Source organism: Brevibacillus sp. BD137, from assembly GCF_041644655.1.
GTDB lineage: Bacteria > Bacillota > Bacilli > Brevibacillales > Brevibacillaceae > Brevibacillus > Brevibacillus brevis_D.
The window spans coordinates 108474-128001 of sequence record NZ_JAOTNO010000002.1; the positions used below are offsets into that span (position 1 = coordinate 108474).

At 47.8% G+C, this 19528-nt stretch carries 1 protein-coding gene; it reads left to right on the top strand.

Annotated features, from left to right (window positions below; genetic code table 11):
• The first annotated feature begins 6 nt into the window (after nt 1-6).
• The gene (gene tycC / locus ODZ53_RS04210) at nt 7-19470 is read left to right on the top strand and encodes a tyrocidine non-ribosomal peptide synthetase TycC (protein WP_372676047.1); all 19464 of its coding nucleotides are present in this window, start codon (nt 7-9) and stop codon (nt 19468-19470) included.
• Nucleotides 19471-19528: the final 58 nt, after the last annotated feature.

Below are 19528 nucleotides of genomic sequence, written 5' to 3' on the forward strand. Positions count from 1 at the left end.
TGCAGAATGAATAAACAGGAAAATATTGCGAAAATTTACCCGTTAACCCCATTGCAAGAGGGTATGTTGTTTCATGCTGTCAAAGATACAGGCAGCAGCGCCTACTGCCTCCAGATGTCCGCAAAGCTCCAAGGTGATTTTCAGCTGTCCATTTTTGAAAAGAGCATGAACAAGCTCGTAGAGAACTATGAAGTTTTGCGCACTGTATTTGTTTATCAAAACCTGCAACGGCCTCGACAGGTTGTTTTTAAAGAGAGAAAAGTTACCGTTCATTTCGAAAACATTGCTCATTTGCCAATAGATGATCAGAACGATTACATAAAAGCGTATACCAACCAGCAACATACGTTTGAGCTGACGAAAGACGTCTTGATGAAAGCAGCCATTTTCCAAACCGAGGCGAACCAGTATCAGTTCGTTTGGGCGTTCCACCATATCATCGTCGACGGTTGGTCTTTGGGAGTATTGCTTCATAAGCTGCTCGCGTACTATGCCGCCATTCGTAAGGGTGAGGCTGTTCCGCGGGAAGCGACCAAACCATACAGCGAATATATCAAATGGCTGGATAAGCAAAATAAAGAAGAAGCACTTACTTACTGGCAGAACTACCTAGAAGGCTATGACCATCAGGCTGATTTCCCTAAAAAGAAGAATGTAGCGGAAGATGGCAATTATGTACATGTGGAGAATCTTTTCACCATCGCACCTGAAAAGACTCAGCAGCTAATGCAGATTGCCAATCGGAATCAAGCTACGATGAGCAGCGTGTTTCAATCTCTTTGGGGTATTTTGGCGAGTAAGTACAAAAATTCGGACGATGTGGTATTCGGTTCTGTTGTATCAGGTCGTCCGCCAGGGATTCAGGGCATTGAGAGCATGGTGGGATTGTTCATTAATACGATCCCAACCCGCGTGCAAACAAACAGAAAACAAACCTTCAGTGGGTTGGTAAAAACAGTTCAGAAGCAAGCCTTGGCTTCTGCTGCTTATGATTTCGCTCCATTGTACGAAATTCAGAGCAAGACGGTACTGAAACAAGAGTTAATTGATCATTTGGTGACGTATGAAAACTACCCGGATGATGCTTCGAATGATCGAGAGGATTCCTTAGGCTTTCAATTCAACGTGGAAAATGGGGAAGAACAGACTTCCTATGATTTTAACGTTGTGGTAGCAGTCGCACCTTCGAATGAGATGTATGTGAAGCTGAGCTATAATGCAGCGGTTTATGAAGAGTCATTCATGAACCGAATAGAAGGCCACTTGAAAACGATCATCGAGCAGGTCATTCACAATCCGAATGTACTGCTTGAAGACATCGGAATCATCACGGATGAGGAAAAACAGCAATTGCTGGTAGCTTATAACGACACAACCGCTGATTATCCACGCGACAAAACGATTTTCGAGCTGATCGCGGAGCAGGCAAGACAGACGCCATCGAAAGCTGCGGTTATTTGTGGGGAGGATCGCCTTACTTACCAGGAGCTTCAGGAGCGTTCCAACCAGTTGGCCAGAGCTCTGCGTGGGAAAGGAATTACCCAAGGCAGTATCGTCTCCATTATGGCGGAGCATTCACTCGAGCTGATCGTGGCTATTATGGCCGTTCTAAAATCAGGCGGCGCCTATTTGCCGATTGATCCCGAGTATCCGATAGAGAGAATTCAGTATTTATTAGATGACAGTGAGACGACGATTCTTTTGACACAGTCTCATCTACAAGAAAAAGTCGAGTTTAAGGGCGACATCCTTTACCTAGACAATCCTTCCTTGTTTGAGGGAGACAGTATGGATCTTGACAATACATGCAAACCGGGCGATTTGGCGTACATGATCTATACTTCCGGGTCCACGGGGAATCCAAAAGGCGCGATGATTACCCATCAAGGTCTAGTCAATTACATCTGGTGGGCCAACAAAGTGTATGTCGAGGGTGAACCTGTAGACTTTCCACTATACTCTTCCATTTCATTTGATTTGACTGTCACCTCAATTTTCACGCCGCTTTTGTCGGGCAATACGATCTATGTCTACAGAGGAGCAGACAAGGTACAGGTCATTTTAGACATCATCCAAGATAATCAAGTGGGAATCATCAAGCTGACGCCAACACATTTGAAGCTGATAGAAGAAATAGATGGAACAGACAGCAGCATCCGACGGTTTATTGTCGGGGGTGAGAACTTGCCAACCAAGTTGGCGAAGAGAATCTATGAGAACTTTGGACAGAATGTCAAGATTTTCAACGAGTATGGACCTACCGAAACGGTTGTCGGCTGCATGATTTATTTGTACGACCCGAAGAAACCGATCCAAGAATCAGTACCAATCGGCGTACCGGCAGACAATGTTCAGCTCTATCTGCTTGATTCCTCCATGCAGCCGATACCCGTTGGTTCCGCCGGTGAAATGTACATCGCCGGAGATGGCGTAGCTAAAGGATATTTCAACAGACCGGAGCTGACAGACGAAAAGTTCATCGATAATCCGTTCCGTCCGGGGACCAAAATGTATCGAACTGGCGATCTGGCGAAATGGCTGCCCGACGGCAATATGGAATACGTGGGAAGAATCGACCATCAAGTCAAAATTCGTGGGCATCGGATTGAGATGGGCGAAATTGAGACGCGTTTGGCACAACATGAGTGGATCAAGGAAGCAGTCGTCATCGCTGAAAAGGATGACAGTGGTCAAAATGTGCTCTATGCCTACATGGTTTCCGAGCAGGAGTTGACCGTATCTGAACTGAGAGAGCATCTGGGAAGTACACTTCCTTCCTACATGATCCCGTCCTTCTTTGTCCGTTTGGAGGAAATTCCGCTGACAGCCAATGGAAAAGTAGAGCGAAAGAAATTGCCGAAGCCTGACGGTGCAGTTGTTACGGGAACAGCGTACGTCGCTCCTCAGAATGAAACGGAAACAAAATTGGCTGAGATTTGGCAGCAGGTCCTCGGGGTTAGCCGTGTAGGCGTTCACGATCATTTCTTTGATTTGGGCGGACATTCACTGAAGGCTATGACAGTCATCTTTCAAGTCTCCAAAGCGTTGGAAGTGGATTTGCCAGTAAAGGCACTGTTCGAGAATCCAACCGTATCCGAGCTCGCTGCTTTTCTCTCGAAATCGGGGAAAAGCAAGTACACAGCCATTCAACCGGTTGAGGTCAAAGAATTTTATCCCGTATCTTCCGCTCAAAAAAGAATGTACATCCTTCAGCAATTTGAAGGAAGTGGCATCAGCTATAACATTTCAGGTGCAATGCTTTTGGAAGGAAAGCTGGATTACGATCGTTTTGCGAACACGGTCAAACGACTGGCGGAGCGCCACGAAGCCTTGCGCACTTCCTTCCACCGCATCGATGGTGAACCTGTACAGAAAGTCCATGATGAGGTAGAAGTACCAATCCTGATGCTCACGTCTACGGAAGACAAGGCGGAGCAGATCATGCGCGATTTCGTCCGTCCTTTTGACCTCGAACTCGCTCCGTTGATTCGAACAGGCTTGGTCCAGTTGGGCAAAGACCGTCATTTGTTCATGCTCGACATGCACCATATCATCTCGGACGGTGTTTCATCCCAAATTTTGCTGAGTGAATTTGCTAAGTTGTACCAAGGGGAAACCTTGCAGCCTCTTTCTCTCCAATACAAGGATTTCGCAGCTTGGCAAAATGAGCTGTTTCAGACGGATGTGTACAAGAAGCAGGAGCTCCATTGGTTGAATACGTTTGCTGATGAAATTCCTTTGCTCAATTTGCCAACGGATTATCCGCGCCCAACCATTCAAAGCTTTGCAGGGGATCTAGTCCTTTTTGACACAGGAAAAGAATTGACCGAGCGTTTGCGCAAGGTAGCAGCTGATACGGGAACAACCCTGTATATGGTTTTGCTCGCAGCTTACCATGTTCTCCTGTCCAAGTATTCCGGTCAAGAGGACATCATTGTAGGTACGCCTGTCGCTGGTCGTTCCCATGCCGACGTGGAAAGCATCATGGGGATCTTTGTGAATACGTTGGCGATGAGAAATCAGCCTGTGAGCGACAAAACCTTTACCCAATTCTTGCAAGAAGTGAAACAAAATGCGCTAGCGGCCTATGACAATCAGGATTATCCATTTGAAGAGCTGGTGGAAAAGCTGGCAATTCAACGTGACATTAGCCGAAATCCTTTGTTTGACACCATGTTCTCTCTGGAAAATGCGAATCAGCAGTCGCTGAAAATCGAGCAGCTTACAGCAGCTCCATATGAGTTATTTAACAAAATTTCAAAATTCGATCTTGCTTTAAATGCGAGTGAATCGCAATCCGACATTCACTTCCAATTCGCATTTGGAACGAAGCTGTTCGCGAAAGAAACCATCCAAAAAATGGTCCATCATTACCTGGAAATCTTGCGTACCATTTGTGCACAGCCGAATGCCAAGCTAGCAGAAATCGACATGATGACAGAAGCAGAAAAACGTGCTCTCCTCCTGAATGTTAACGATACTTTTGTCGAGCGTTCCGCTGATCAGGTTTTGCACCAATTGTTTGAAGAGCAAGTAGTGTTAACGCCAGATCAAGTAGCTGTAGCCTATGACGGTTACACCATGACCTATCGCCAGTTGAACGCCCGGGCCAATCAAGTCGCTCGTTTGCTGCGGAGCAAAGGAACGCAACCAGATACGTTGATCGGCATTATGGTAGACCGTTCCATCGAGATGGTTGTGAGCATGTTGGCCGTGTTAAAAGCGGGTGGTGCGTATACGCCAATGGATCCTACTTATCCGCCAGAAAGAATCCAATACATGCTCAGCCACAGCAAAGCTCCCATTCTACTGACACAGCGCCATTTGAAAGAGACCGTGGAGTATACAGGAGAAATCATCGATGTAGACGATGAAGCGATTTATGCAGGGGACGACACCAATCTGGACAATGTGGCTGGCAGGGATGACTTGGCCTATGTCATCTATACATCTGGATCGACCGGAAATCCCAAAGGGGTAATGATCTCGCACCAGGCGATTTGCAATCACATGCTTTGGATGAAGAATGCCTTCCCACTGCTTACAGAGGATGCTGTCTTGCAAAAAACGCCGTTTTCCTTCGATGCTTCCGTATGGGAATTTTATTTGCCACTGATCACGGGGGCGCGCCTGGTACTGGCAAAGCCAGACGGACATCGCGACATCGCATACATGACTCGAATGATCAGAGAAGAGAAGATCACAACTTTACAGATGGTTCCTTCCTTGCTGGATCTGATCATGACCGAACCGGGATGGAGCTCTTGCACGAGTTTGCAACGCGTTTTCTGCGGTGGAGAAGCATTGACAGCTGCCCTTGTTTCGCGCTTTTACCAGACGCAAACGGCACAGTTGATTAATCTCTATGGCCCTACTGAATCTACGATTGATGCGACATACTGGATTTGCCCGCGTTTGCCGGAGTATGGCGTGATTCCCATTGGCAAACCGATTGATAACGTCCGCTTGTATGTCGTAAATGCGAGCAACCAGCTCCAGCCTGTAGGGGTTGCAGGAGAACTGTGCATTGCTGGCGATGGTTTGGCCCGCGGCTACTGGAATCGTGAAGAACTGACAGCAGCTAGCTTCATTGACAATCCGTTTGAACCGGGGAGCAGGATGTACCGTACGGGAGACATGGTAAGGTACCTAGCCTGCGGCAACGTGGAATATCTCGGACGCATCGACCATCAGGTCAAAATCCGAGGCCACCGGATTGAGCTGGGTGAGATCGAAGCAAGGCTTTTGCAGCATGAATGGATCAAAACGGCCATCGTCCTTGCCCGTCTAGATGAAAAAGGGCAAAACAACTTGTACGCCTATATCGTTTCTGATCAGGAAATGAAGACAGCTGATCTGAGAGCTTACTTGGCTTCCCATTTGCCATCTTATATGGTTCCTTCTTATTTTGTTTATTTGGAGAAGCTGCCTCTCACGGCAAATGGCAAGGTAGATCGCAAAGCATTGCCTCAACCTGAGGGAGCATCCACATCTGAAATTGTGTATGTAGCGCCGCGCAATGAAGTGGAAGCCATGCTTGTAGACATTTGGCAAAGTGTCCTTGGTCAAAACCCAATCGGGGTACACGATCATTTCTTTGAGTTGGGCGGACACTCCTTGAAAGCAATGAACGTCATCTCTTTGATCCATCGTACCCTTCAAGTAGATGTGCCGTTGAAAACACTGTTTGAATCACCAACGATCGCTGACCTGTCGGCATACATCGCTATTGCTGGCAAAGGCAAGTATACGACGATTGAACCCGTCCAAAAGCAGGAGTATTACTCCGTGTCTTCTGCACAAAAGAGAATGTTTATTCTCCGGCAAATGGAAGGTGCAGGCATCAGCTACAACATGCCGGGAATCCTGTACATCGATGGCAAGCTGGATACAGAGCGTTTGCAGCAAGCGCTCAAGAGTGTGGTGAGACGCCATGAATCTCTGCGTACCTCATTCCACTCCATGAAAGGAGAGACAGTTCAGCGCGTACATGAAGATGTCGAGCTGGATATCTCGTTGATGGAGTCAACAGAGGGAGAGCTCAAACAAATCGTTGAACAATTTATTCAACCGTTTGATTTGGAAAAAGCTCCACTGATGCGCGCTGGACTGGTCAAACTGGCTCCGGAACGCCATCTTTTCATGCTGGATTTGCATCATATTGTGGTAGATGGTGTATCGATTGGCATTCTTGTTCAAGAGCTTGCGCAGCTTTATCACGGCGAAGAGCTGCCAGAACTGAGCATTCAGTACAAGGACTTTGCCCATTGGCAGAATCAATGGTACGAGACGGATGAGTTTACTGCTCAGGAAGCCTATTGGATCGATACCTTTACGGGAGAAATTCCTGTATTAAATCTTGCAACGGATTATTCGAGACCTTCTGTAAAAAGCTTTGAGGGTGAGCGATTTGTTTTCGGCTCCGGTGCCCTTTTGAAAAAGGAATTGAATCGACTTGCCCATAGTACAGGAGCTACGCTCTACATGGTTCTGCTGGCAGCCTACAATGTACTTCTCTCCAAATACTCTGGACAAGAGGACATTGTTGTTGGAGCGCCTACTGCCGGCAGGTCCCATGCTGAAACGGATTCGATCATCGGTATGTTTGTCAATACACTGGCATTGCGAAACGAGCCTGTGGGGACGAAAACCTTCCTTAGCTTTTTGGCAGAAGTGAAAAACAATACGCTGAAAGCCTTTGAGAATCAGGATTATCCATTAGATGAGCTGATCGAGAAGCTGAACATTCAACGGGATCTGAGTCGGAATCCTTTGTTTGACACCGTATTTATCTTGCAAAATATGGATCAGAAGCCGTTCGAAATGGAGCAACTGACGTTTACACCGTATATGGCAGAAGTGAATCAGGCCAAGTTTGATCTGTCATTAGAGGCGTACGAAGAAGATGAGGAGATCGTCTTTAGCCTTGATTATTGCACCAAATTGTTTACAAGAAAAACGATTGAAAACATCGCGGCACATTTCATTCGAATCCTCCATGCCGTTATTGAGCAACAAGCCATTCCGTTGTCCGAAATCACGATGCTTTCGGCTGAAGAAAAGCATCGCTTGTTAGTAGAATTCAACCAAACGCATACGGAATATCCGCAGAACAAGACACTACATGAGCTGTTTGAGGAGCAAGTGGAAAAAACTCCACTGGTTGCTGCCATTGAAATTGGCGGCAAGCAGATGTCCTATCGCGAATTAAATGAGCGCGCAAACCAGCTTGCGGTTACCTTGCGTGAACGGGGAGTAAAGGCTAATCAATTCGTAGGAATCATGGCAAACCGTTCTGTGGAAATGGTTGTGGGAATCATGGCCATTTTGAAAGCAGGTGGAGCCTATGTGCCGATTGATCCCGAATATCCAGAAGATCGTGTGGCCTACATGCTGGAGGATTGCGAAGCCCGTCTGGTGCTTACCCAAAAACATCTTGGAGCTAAGCTCGCTTCTAGTGTGAGGGTGGAATGCTTGTATCTGGAGGAAGAGCACAACTATTCTCCTAAGCGTTCGAATCTCGAGCCGATTCAAACCGCTTCTGATTTGGCTTATCTCATCTATACGTCGGGGACAACAGGCAAGCCAAAAGGAGTAATGATCGAGCATCGGGGCATTGTCAACAGCGTGTTGTGGAAAAAAGAGGAGTATCAGTTTAGCGTCCAGGATAGAAATCTGGTGCCTTTATCCTTTGCGTTTGATGGCTTTGTTCTTTCCTTCTTTACACCGATCCTTTCCGGTTCAACCGCCGTCTTGGTGAAGGATGAAGAAGCCAAAGACCCTGTATCTCTCAGAAGACTTATTGCAGCTGCGCGATGCACGCAAATGACATGCGTGCCAAGTTTATTCCAAGCGATATTGGAATGCGGTTCTGCTGCGGATATCAGCTCCCTGCAAACCGTCACACTAGGGGGCGAAAAAGTATCGGCTCAGCTCGTTGAGAAGAGCAACAAACAGAATCCGCAACTGGTCATCGCCAATGAATACGGTCCGACAGAAAGCAGTGTTGTCGCCACGTGGCAGCGAATTTCGCAACTGGATTCTACGATAACGATCGGACGTCCCATTGCCAACACCAGCATCTATATCGTGGACAAATTTCATCAGCTACAGCCAATCGGCGTCGTCGGGGAAATTTGCATCGGTGGCCATGGTTTGGCACGTGGATATTGGAACAAGCCGGAACTCACAGCAGAGAAGTTTGTTTCCCATCCTTATTTGGAAGGCGAGCGCATGTACAAGACCGGTGATCTAGGAAAGTGGCTCCCTGACGGTACGATTGAATTTATCGGTCGCTTGGATGAACAGGTAAAAGTAAGGGGATATCGGATTGAAATAGGCGAGATAGAGTCGGTGATGCTCTCCTTTGAAAAGCTGACTTCGGCTGTGGTGATTGTCCACGAGGATCAGCAGGGCCAATCGTCCCTTGCTGCTTATTACACGGCGGAAGAAAAGCTTGAAGTCTCGAATCTATGGTCGTATCTGTCGAAAAGCTTGCCGTCTTACATGATTCCTGCGTACTTGGTCCAGCTCGATTTTCTCCCACTTACGCCGAATGGAAAGCTCGATAGGAAAGCTTTGCCGAAACCAGAAGGCAGACCTGTAACAGGAGCAGAATATGTGGCGCCAGCAAGTCCTCTGGAAAGCAGGCTGGTAGAGATTTGGGAACATGTGCTTGGGGTAACCGACATCGGCGTTCTCGACAACTTCTTCCAGCTAGGTGGGCATTCCTTGAAAGCTATGTCGCTCGCCGCGCAGATTCATCGAGAGTATCAAGTCGAGCTTCCACTCAGAGTGCTCTTTGCGACACCTACCATTCAGGCATTGGCATCGTATATCGAAACAAGTGGAAAAGACACGCATGTACCGATTCATCCTGCACCGTCGCAAGAATATTATCCCGTTTCTTCTGCACAAAAAAGGATGTTTGTCCTGCGCCAGTTTGAAGGCACCAGTACAATCTATAACATGCCAAGTGTGATGTTTATTGAAGGCGACTTGGATCACGCACGCTTTGAAACTGCGATACAGGGGCTGATCAAGCGACACGAATCGTTGCGGACATCCTTCCACACAGTGAACGGTGAGCCTGTTCAACGTGTACATGAGGCAGTTGAGCTGAATGTGCGCTATGAGGATTTGACCGAAGACCAAGTCGAGCAAACCATCGAAACATTTGTGCAAGCATTTGATCTGGAGAAGGCTCCGTTATTGAGGGTCGGACTCTTCAGATTAGCAGAGAATCGACATCTTTTCCTGATGGATATGCATCACATCATTTCGGATGGCGTCTCTGTTGGAATCATCATGGAGGAATTCTCAAAGTTATATCGAAACCAATTATTACCAGAGTTGTATGTTCAATACAAAGATTTTGCTGTCTGGCAGACGGATCTGTTCCAAACCGACATCTATACAAAGCATGAGAACTATTGGTTGAAGTCCTTTGCGGGTGACATTCCGGTACTGAATCTGCCCGCCGATTATTCTCGCCCGCTGGTTCAAAGCTTTGAGGGAGATTGCATTTCGTTCCACACAGATAAAAGGTTGATGGACAATTTATACAAGCTCGCCCATGAGAACCAAACCACGCTGTTTATGGTCTTGCTGGCGGCTTACAATGTACTCCTTTCTAAATACAGTGGTCAAGAAGACATCGTAGTGGGTACGCCGATTGCTGGTAGATCTCATGCGGATGTAGAAAAAGTCTTGGGGATGTTTGTCAATACGTTGGCTTTGCGAAACTACCCTGTCGGAACGAAATCGTTCCAGGCATTTTTGGAAGATGTCAAACAGAATACGCTGCAAGCATACGCTCACCAGGACTATCCATTTGAAGCGCTGGTCGAAAAATTGGAAATCCAGCGGGATCTCAGCAGAAACCCACTTTTTGACACCATGTTTATTTTGCAAAATCTGGACAAAAAAGCTTATGAGCTGGATGGGCTGAAATTTGAGGCCTACTCCGGAGATGGGCAGCAAGGCAACGCCAAATTCGATCTCACACTGGAAGCGCATGAAGATGAGACAGGAATCCATTTTGATCTCGTGTACTCCACGAAATTGTTCCATAGAGACACGATGGAAAGAATGGCAGGTCATTTTCTTCAGGTGCTTCAAGGAGTCATTGCAGACCAAACAGCGGCGTTGCGTGAAATCAACTTGCTCGGTGAGGAAGAAAAACATCTCGTAACGGTTGCATTCAACAACACGTTTGCCGCGTATCCACGCGAAAGCACGATACAGGAGCTGTTCGAGGAGCAAGTGAAAAGAACGCCTGAACATGCTGCGGTTGTGATGAACGAACAGATGCTGACGTATTGGGAGCTGAATCAAAAAGCGAACCAGATCGCAAGTGCTCTTCGCCGATTGAAAGTAGGAAGAGACAGCGTTGTAGGTATGCTGGCAGATCGCTCTCTCGAGATGATCACAGGCATTATGGGGATCATCAAAGCGGGAGGCGCCTATCTGGGGATTGATCCAGAGCATCCAGCTGAGCGCATTTCTTACATGCTCGAAGATGGCGGCGTGAAGGTTGTCCTTGTTCAAAGACATCTGTTGCATCTCGTCGAAGAAGGTCTCATTCCAATCATCTTGGAAGACGAGAGCCTGGAGCAAGCAGACGCCAGCAACCTGACCAACCTCAATGACGCCAAGGACTTGGCCTATGTGATGTACACGTCGGGTTCAACGGGCAAACCAAAAGGAGTCATGGTTGAGCATCGCAATGTCACCCGATTGGTGAAACATACCAATTACGTTCAGGTACGCGAAGAAGATCGCATGATTCAAACGGGCGCTATTGGCTTCGACGCCATGACGTTTGAGATTTTCGGAGCTCTGTTGCATGGTGCTAGCTTGTTCCTGGTTAGTAAGGATGTTCTATTGGATGCGGAGAAGCTGGGTAGCTTCCTGCGAGAGAATCGGATTACCACGATGTGGTTAACCTCACCACTGTTTAACCAGCTCTCGCAAAATAACCCGGCGATGTTTGAAGGCTTGCGTGCGCTAATTGTCGGTGGAGAAGCGTTGTCTCCGAGACACATCAACAAAGTGAACAGCGCCCATCCAGCTCTGGAAATTTGGAACGGGTACGGCCCGACCGAAAACACAACCTTCTCGACATGCTATTTGATTGAGAAGGAATTCGAAGACAATATTCCGATTGGGAAGCCGATCACGAACTCCACAGCCTATATCGTGGATCGCTACAATCAGCCGCAGCCAATTGGGGTGCCGGGTGAATTGTGCGTAGGTGGAGACGGGGTAGCCAGAGGCTATTTGAACAAGCCGGAATTGACTGCCGAGAAGTTTGTTCCGAATCCGTTTGTTTTAGGTGAAAACATGTACCGTACAGGGGATTTGGCGAGATGGAAGGCGGATGGAACGATCGAGTATTTGGGTCGTATCGACCAACAGGTAAAGATCAGAGGCTATCGGATCGAGCTTGGGGAAATCGAGACCGTTCTGACCAATCTCGAAAAAGTAAAAGAAGCTGTCGTTACGGTACTGGATGATACAAACGGCCAAAAAGCTCTCTGCGCTTATTTTGTTTCAGAAGAGGAACTCGACGTAGTAGAGCTGAGAGAGGCTATATCCAAAGAATTGCCTAGCTACATGGTGCCAGCCTTCTATGTCCAAATGGAAAAACTGCCTTTGACTGCAAACGGGAAGGTCAATCGTAGAGCTTTGCCTGAACCATCTGGAGATCGGGTACAAGGCTCCACATATATCGCCCCACAAAATGCAACCGAGCAGAAGCTGACTGAGATTTGGCAAGAGGTTCTGGGGATTCATCCGATAGGCATTCACCATAACTTCTTTGAACTGGGTGGACATTCTCTCAAGGCAATGAATGTAATCACGCAGGTGCACAAAGCATTTCAGGTAGAGCTTCCGTTAAAAGCCCTGTTTGAAACTCCTACGATCCATGAGCTAGCTGCTTATATCACTGCGAGTGAAATGGAACAGTTCGAGACCATTCAACCGGTAGAGCTCGCTGACTTTTATCCAGTCTCGTTCGCACAAAAAAGAATGTACATCCTGCATGAGTTTGAAGGAAGCGGGATCAGCTACAACGTGCCAAATGTAATGATAATAGATGGCCATCTGGACTACGAACGCTTTGAATATGCGATCCGAACACTGGTAAAACGACATGAATCCTTGCGAACATCCTTCCATTCGAAAAACGGGGAACCCGTGCAACGAGTCCATGAGGATGTCACGCTGCTCATCGGTATTTCCGAGGCGACAGATGACCAAGTAGAGCAACGGATTCAGGAGTTGGTCCAGCCGTTTGATCTGGAAGTGGCTCCGCTGTTCCGGGTTGACTTAATCAAACTTGGAGCAGAACGACACTTGTTCTTCATGGATATGCACCACATTATCTCCGATGGTGTATCGCTTGCAGTCATCGCCAAGGAGTTCGCGAGCTTGTACGAGGAAAATCAGCTCCCAGACATGCGTATCCAGTACAAAGATTTTGCTGCTTGGCAGACGAAGCTGGCCCAGTCTGAGCGTTTCCAAAAACAGGAGGATTATTGGACGAATGTCTTTGCAGGGGAGCTCCCATTACTCAACCTGCCAAATGATTTCCCAAGACCTACTGTTCAAAGCTTCGAAGGCGACACGGTAGCGATCGGTACAGGAAATCACTTACTTGCGGAGTTGCGAAAACTCGCTGCAAATACAGGCTCTACACTGTTTATGGTGCTTTTGGCTGCCTACAATGTGCTGCTGTCCAAATACACAGGACAGGAAGAAATCGTTGTCGGTACACCGATTGCAGGTCGATCCCACGCAGATGTAGAACGAATCGTCGGCATGTTCGTCAACACGCTTGCGCTGAAAAATGTGGCAGGAGGCAACCTGACCTTCCGCGAGTTTTTGGGTGACGTGAAACAAAATGCGCTGCATGCGTTTGAACATCAGGATTATCCGTTTGAACATCTCGTAGATAAGCTGCAAGTGCGGCGCGATTTAAGCCGAAATCCGCTGTTCGATACGATGTTCAGCCTGGGGCTTGCGGACTCATCTGTATTAGAAATTGCAGGACTCAACATGTCCGCTTACCCGGTAGATGGCAAGATCGCAAAATTCGATATCGCGCTGGATGCGATGGAACAACAAGATGAGCTTCTCGTGCAATTCAGCTATTGCACGAAGCTGTTTGCCAAAGAATCGATTGATCGCATGGCGACTCATTACATCCATCTTTTACAGACGATCATTGCCAATCCAGATCGCAAGCTGGCAGAGATCAGTGTCTTGTCAAAAGATGAGATGGAGCAAATGCTGCATGATTTCAATGCAACAAAAGTCGCTTATCCAACGAACAAAACGTTCCAGGAGCTATTCGAAGAGCAGGTCGAAAAAACTCCGAATCAGGTAGCTGTCATCTACGAGGATGAACAGCTAACGTATCGGGAATTGAATGAAAAAGCGAACCAGCTCGCGCGTGTTTTGCGCCAAATGGGAGTCAAGCCAGAGAGCACGGTCGGCATCATGGTAGATCGCTCCTTGCACATGGTTGTAGGGACACTCGGTATTTTGAAAGCCGGTGGCGCCTACGTCCCGATTGATCCAGATTATCCACTGGAGCGTCAGACATTCATTTTGGAAGATAGCGATGCGAAGTTATTCCTTACCTTGCAAAAGATGAATACACAGCTTGTATTCCCTTACGAAACTCTCTATCTGGATGCAGAGGGGCTGTATCAGGGAGAAGCGAGCAATCTAGAGCCTGTAGCACTGCCGGAACACGCGGCTTACATCATTTATACGTCCGGTACGACTGGCAAGCCAAAAGGAGTCGTGATCGAGCACCACAGCTATGCGAATGTCGCGTTTGCATGGCAGGATGAGTATCACCTGGATACCTTCCGGGTTCGCTTGCTGCAAATGGCGAGCTTCGCCTTCGACGTCTCGACTGGCGACTTTGCCAGAGCATTGCTCACAGGAGGGCAGCTGGTCATTTGCCCGAATGAGGTCAAAATGGACCCGGCTTCCTTGTACGAAATTATCAAGCGGTATGAAATCACGATTTTCGAAGCGACACCAGCTCTGATCATGCCATTGATGCATTACATCTACGAAAACAAGCTCGACATCAGTCAGATGAAGCTCTTGATCCTCGGAGCAGACAGTTGTTCAGCGGAAGACTTCAAGACCTTGCTGACCCGATTCAGTCATACGTTGCGCATTGTTAACAGTTATGGGGTAACAGAGGCGTGCATCGATTCCAGCTATTACGAAGAAACAGATGTCTCATCCATTCGCTCGGGAACGGTACCGATCGGCAAACCACTTCCGAATATGCAAATGTATGTGATGGATCAACAATTGAATCTTCAACCTGTTGGAGTCGTGGGTGAGTTGTGCATCGGTGGGGCAGGGGTCGCTCGCGGTTATTTGAACAGACCTGAACTGACAGTGGAGAAGTTCGTACCGAATCCTTTCGCACCAGGTGAGCTGTTGTATCGTACGGGTGATCTGGCGAAGTGGCGTGCGGACGGAAATATGGAGTTCCTAGGTCGAAACGATCATCAAGTGAAAATCAGGGGTGTCCGTATCGAGCTGGGCGAAATCGAGACACAGCTACGCAAGCTAGACGGAATCCTGGAAGCAGTCGTGGTCGCAAGAGAGGATCACAGACAAGAAAAGTATTTATGCGCGTACATGGTGGCAGACCATGAGATCGACACAGCACAAGTACGTAAGCAATTGCTAAAAGAATTACCTCAAGCGATGATTCCATCGTATTTCGTCACGCTTGAAGCGCTGCCGCTTACCGCAAATGGGAAGATCGATAGACGTTCCTTGCCGGTACCAGATGTATCTTTACTCAGAACGACAGAGTACGTGGCACCTCGTACGGAGTTGGAAGCGCAATTGGCCCGCGTCTGGGAGCAAGTACTGAATGTGGAGCAAGTAGGGGTTCTGGATGATTTCTTTGCAATTGGCGGTCACTCCTTGCGTGCAATGAGTGTGATTTCGAGCATGCATAACGAATATCAAGTAGATATTCCGCTTCGTGTTTTGTTCGAAAAACCGACGATTCAGCAATTGGCTGCACACGTCGAAGAGACAGCAAAAGAATATGTCATTTCGATCCAACCAGCACCTGCGCAAGAGTATTACCCTGTTTCATCGGCTCAAAAGCGCATGTATATCCTCCATCAGTTCGAGGGAGTCGGCATCAGCTACAATATGCCTTCGACCATGCTGATTGAAGGGAAGCTGGAACCGGAACGATTAGAGACAGCGTTTAAGCAACTGATTGCGCGACATGAAAGTCTTCGTACGTCTTTTGCCGTTGTAAATGGAGAACCTGTTCAGAAGATTCACAAGGAAATCCCTTTTGAACTTTCGTATACAACGATCACAGAAGACCAGGCACAAGAGGTCCTTTCCTCTCTCGTTCAGCCATTCGATCTGGGTGTAGCGCCGTTGCTTCGCGTACGTCTTTTGCAAATCGGAGAAGATCGTCATGTGCTCTTTACCGACACGCATCACAGCATTTCCGACGGTGTATCCTCCGGCATTCTCCTGTCTGACTTAGTGCAGCTATACCAAGGGGATGTTTTGCCAGAGCTCCGAATTCAGTACAAGGACTTCTCCGTATGGCAACAGGAGCTTTTCCGATCCGATGCCTTCAACAAGCAAGAACAGTACTGGGCTCAAGTGTTTGCAGACGAAATTCCAGTGCTAAACCTGCAAACGGATTTCACCCGACCAAGCATTCAAAATTTCGCAGGCGATCAGTATTCCATCGGAACCGGTAAACAACTCATGGAAGGCTTGAACCAGCTGGCTCGAGAAACGGGAACGACACTGTACATGGTGCTCCTCGCGACGTACAATGTACTGCTTTCCAAGTATTCCGGGCAAGAGGACATCATCGTCGGCACACCGATTACAGGCAGATCCCATGCTGATCTGGAACCAATCGTCGGTATGTTTGTCAATACATTGGCGATGAGAAACAAGCCGCATGCTGGGAAAACCTTCACTGAGCTGTTGCTGGAAGTCAAGCAAAATGCTCTAGATGCGTACGCTCATCAGGATTATCCGTTCGAAGAGCTGGTGGAAAAACTCGACATTCCACGGGACTTAAGCAGAAACCCGCTCTTTGACACCATGTTTACTGTGCAAAATAACTCGGATGATGCTATCGACCTGCACGGCTTGACACTTGCGCCTTTCATGACTGATCAGGCTGGTAACCATTCCAAATTTGATTTGACGTTAATTGCCGCAGAAGAGCGTGAAGAGATTCGCATTGGCGTGGAATACAGCACAAGCTTGTTTACGAGAGAAACGATTGAACGGTTAAGCAACCATTTCATGGCTATTGCCCAAATCGTTGTGCAAAATCCGCATATCCGCTTGAGCGAAATAGACATGCTCAAGGCAGAGGAGAAAAAGCAAATTTTCGAGAGCTTCAATGATACAGCGGTCAGCTATGTACAAGACAAAACGCTGCATCAATTATTCGAAGAGCAAGTAGCAAGGACGCCAGATCAAGAAGCGATTCTCTTTAATGGTCAGTCACTGACGTACAGCAAGCTCAATGAGCGAGCCAACAGACTGGCAAGAGTTCTGCGCACCAAGGGAGTCGGACCTGATCGTCTTGTAGCAGTCATGGCGGAGCGTTCACCAGAGATGATCATTGGCATCCTCGGTATTTTAAAGGCAGGCGGTGCTTATGTTCCAATCGATCCGGCGTATCCACAAGAACGCATTCAGTACCTGCTTGCGGACAGCAACGCAGCATTGCTTCTCTGCCAGTCCCATTTGTCGGAGCTATTGTCTCGCGTGTCGAGCGGGCTTGACTGGCTTGAACTGAGCGCAGAGCATGACGTCGAGATAGATGGCTCCAATCTCTCATCACTCAATCAACCGACCGATCTCGCCTATGTCATCTATACATCGGGAACGACCGGTAAGCCGAAGGGCGTCATGATTCCACATCGGGGAATCGTCAATTGCTTGCAGTGGAGAAGAGATGAATATGGCTTCGGGCCGGGAGACAAGGCGTTGCAGGTATTCTCTTTTGCCTTCGATGGTTTTGTAGCCAGCTTGTTCGCTCCACTTCTCGGAGGTGCTACTTGCGTCTTGCCGGGAGAGGAAGAAGCCAAAGATCCGGTATCGCTGAAAAAGCTGATTGTCTCAGCGGGAGTCACACATTATTACGGTGTACCGAGTCTGTTCCAGGCGATTCTGGATTGCTCGACTGCTGCCGACTTCTCTCCTCTTCGCTGCGTAACATTGGGAGGCGAGAAATTACCTGCGCAGCTTGTGCAAAAAACGAAAGAAAAGCATCCAGCAATCGAGATCAACAATGAATACGGTCCGACCGAAAACAGTGTCGTCACCACCATCTCTCGTTCGATCGAAGTAGGTCAAGATATCACGATTGGACGTCCGCTAGCCAATGTTCAAGTGTACATCGTTGATACACAACATCACTTGCAACCGATTGGCGTAGTGGGAGAGCTATGCATCGGAGGACCCGGACTTGCAAAAGGTTATTTGAATAAACCAGAGCTCACACAAGAAAAGTTCGTCCCGAATCCGTTTGTGCCAGGAGAGCTCATGTATAAAACGGGTGACTTGGTGAAATGGCGGACAGATGGCACGATCGACTACATCGGTCGAGCTGATGAACAGGTGAAGGTGAGAGGGTACCGCATCGAGATCGGGGAAATTGAGAGCACCATACTTGCTTACGATGGCATCGATCAAGCAGTGGTCGTTGTGCAAGAGGATGAGTTAACGGCCGGACAGTATCTTTGCGCTTATCTCGTCCCAGCAGCAGTGGTATCCGTTTCTGAGCTGAGAAGGCATCTGGCGAAGGAACTGCCTGCATACATGGTTCCCAGCTATTTTGTCCAGTTAGATCAACTGCCGCTTTCAGCCAATGGAAAAGTGGATCGCAAAGCGTTACCGAAGCCAAAGCCTTCGGATGCGACCACACGTGAGTTCGTGGCCCCAAGAACTGCGACTGAGCATCAATTGGCTGCCATTTGGCAGGAAGTTTTGGGGATAGACCCAATCGGTATCACTGACCATTTCTTCGAGCTGGGTGGCCATTCATTGAAAGCAACGCTGCTGGTTGCAAAGGTGTATGAGTACATGCAGATTGAACTACCGTTGAACCTCATCTTCCAGCATCCAACGATTGAGAAGGTAGCGAATTTCATTACGCACAAGAACTTCGAGGGCAACTCTGGTGGTGCCATTCTCTTAAATGAAGAGACGGCTAGAAAGGTTTTCTGCTTTACGCCGATTGGCGCCCAAAGTGTTTATTATCAGAAGCTTGCTGATGAAATCAAGGGCGTTTCCTTGTATAGCTTTGATTTCATCCAAGAAGACAATCGACTGGAGCAGTACATCGAAGCCATCGTGGCGATTGATCCAAAAGGACCCTTTTCGCTCATGGGATATTCCTCGGGAGGTAATTTGGCTTTTGAAGTCGCAAAAGAACTGGAGAATCAAGGATATGTCGTGACCGACCTCATCTTGTTCGATTCGTACTGGAAAGACAAGGTGATGGAGCGGACTCTGGCGGAAACAGAGAGTGATATTGCGCAGCTATTTGCCGAAATTGGAGAGAACACCGAGATGTTCAACATGACACAAGAAGACTTCAATTTGTACGCTGCCAATGAATTCGTCAAGCAAAGCTTCATTCGAAAAACGGTCAGCTACGTGATGTACCACAATCAACTGATCAATACGGGTGCAACGAACGCAACGATCCATCTCATTCAATCAGAGCTGGAATCGGGTGAGGATGATCTGGTCGCAGTCAAATGGAATGAAGCCGCTTGGACACAGGCTACGAAACGACTGATGACGTACGAAGGGTACGGAATCCACTCCAGAATGTTGGGAGGAACCTACGTGTCGATGAATGCCTCCATCCTTAGAGACATTCTACAGGAGCTGTTTATTCTGAAATAAGATCACGGCTTTGTGATGATTCCCCTTGGGAACATGTTTTTCAAGGGGAGTTCATCCA

Bases quoted from the DNA above. Each gene is read 5' to 3' on its own strand.
- tycC (WP_372676047.1), top strand. From the start codon at position 7: ATGAATAAACAGGAAAATATTGCGAAAATTTACCCGTTAACCCCATTG.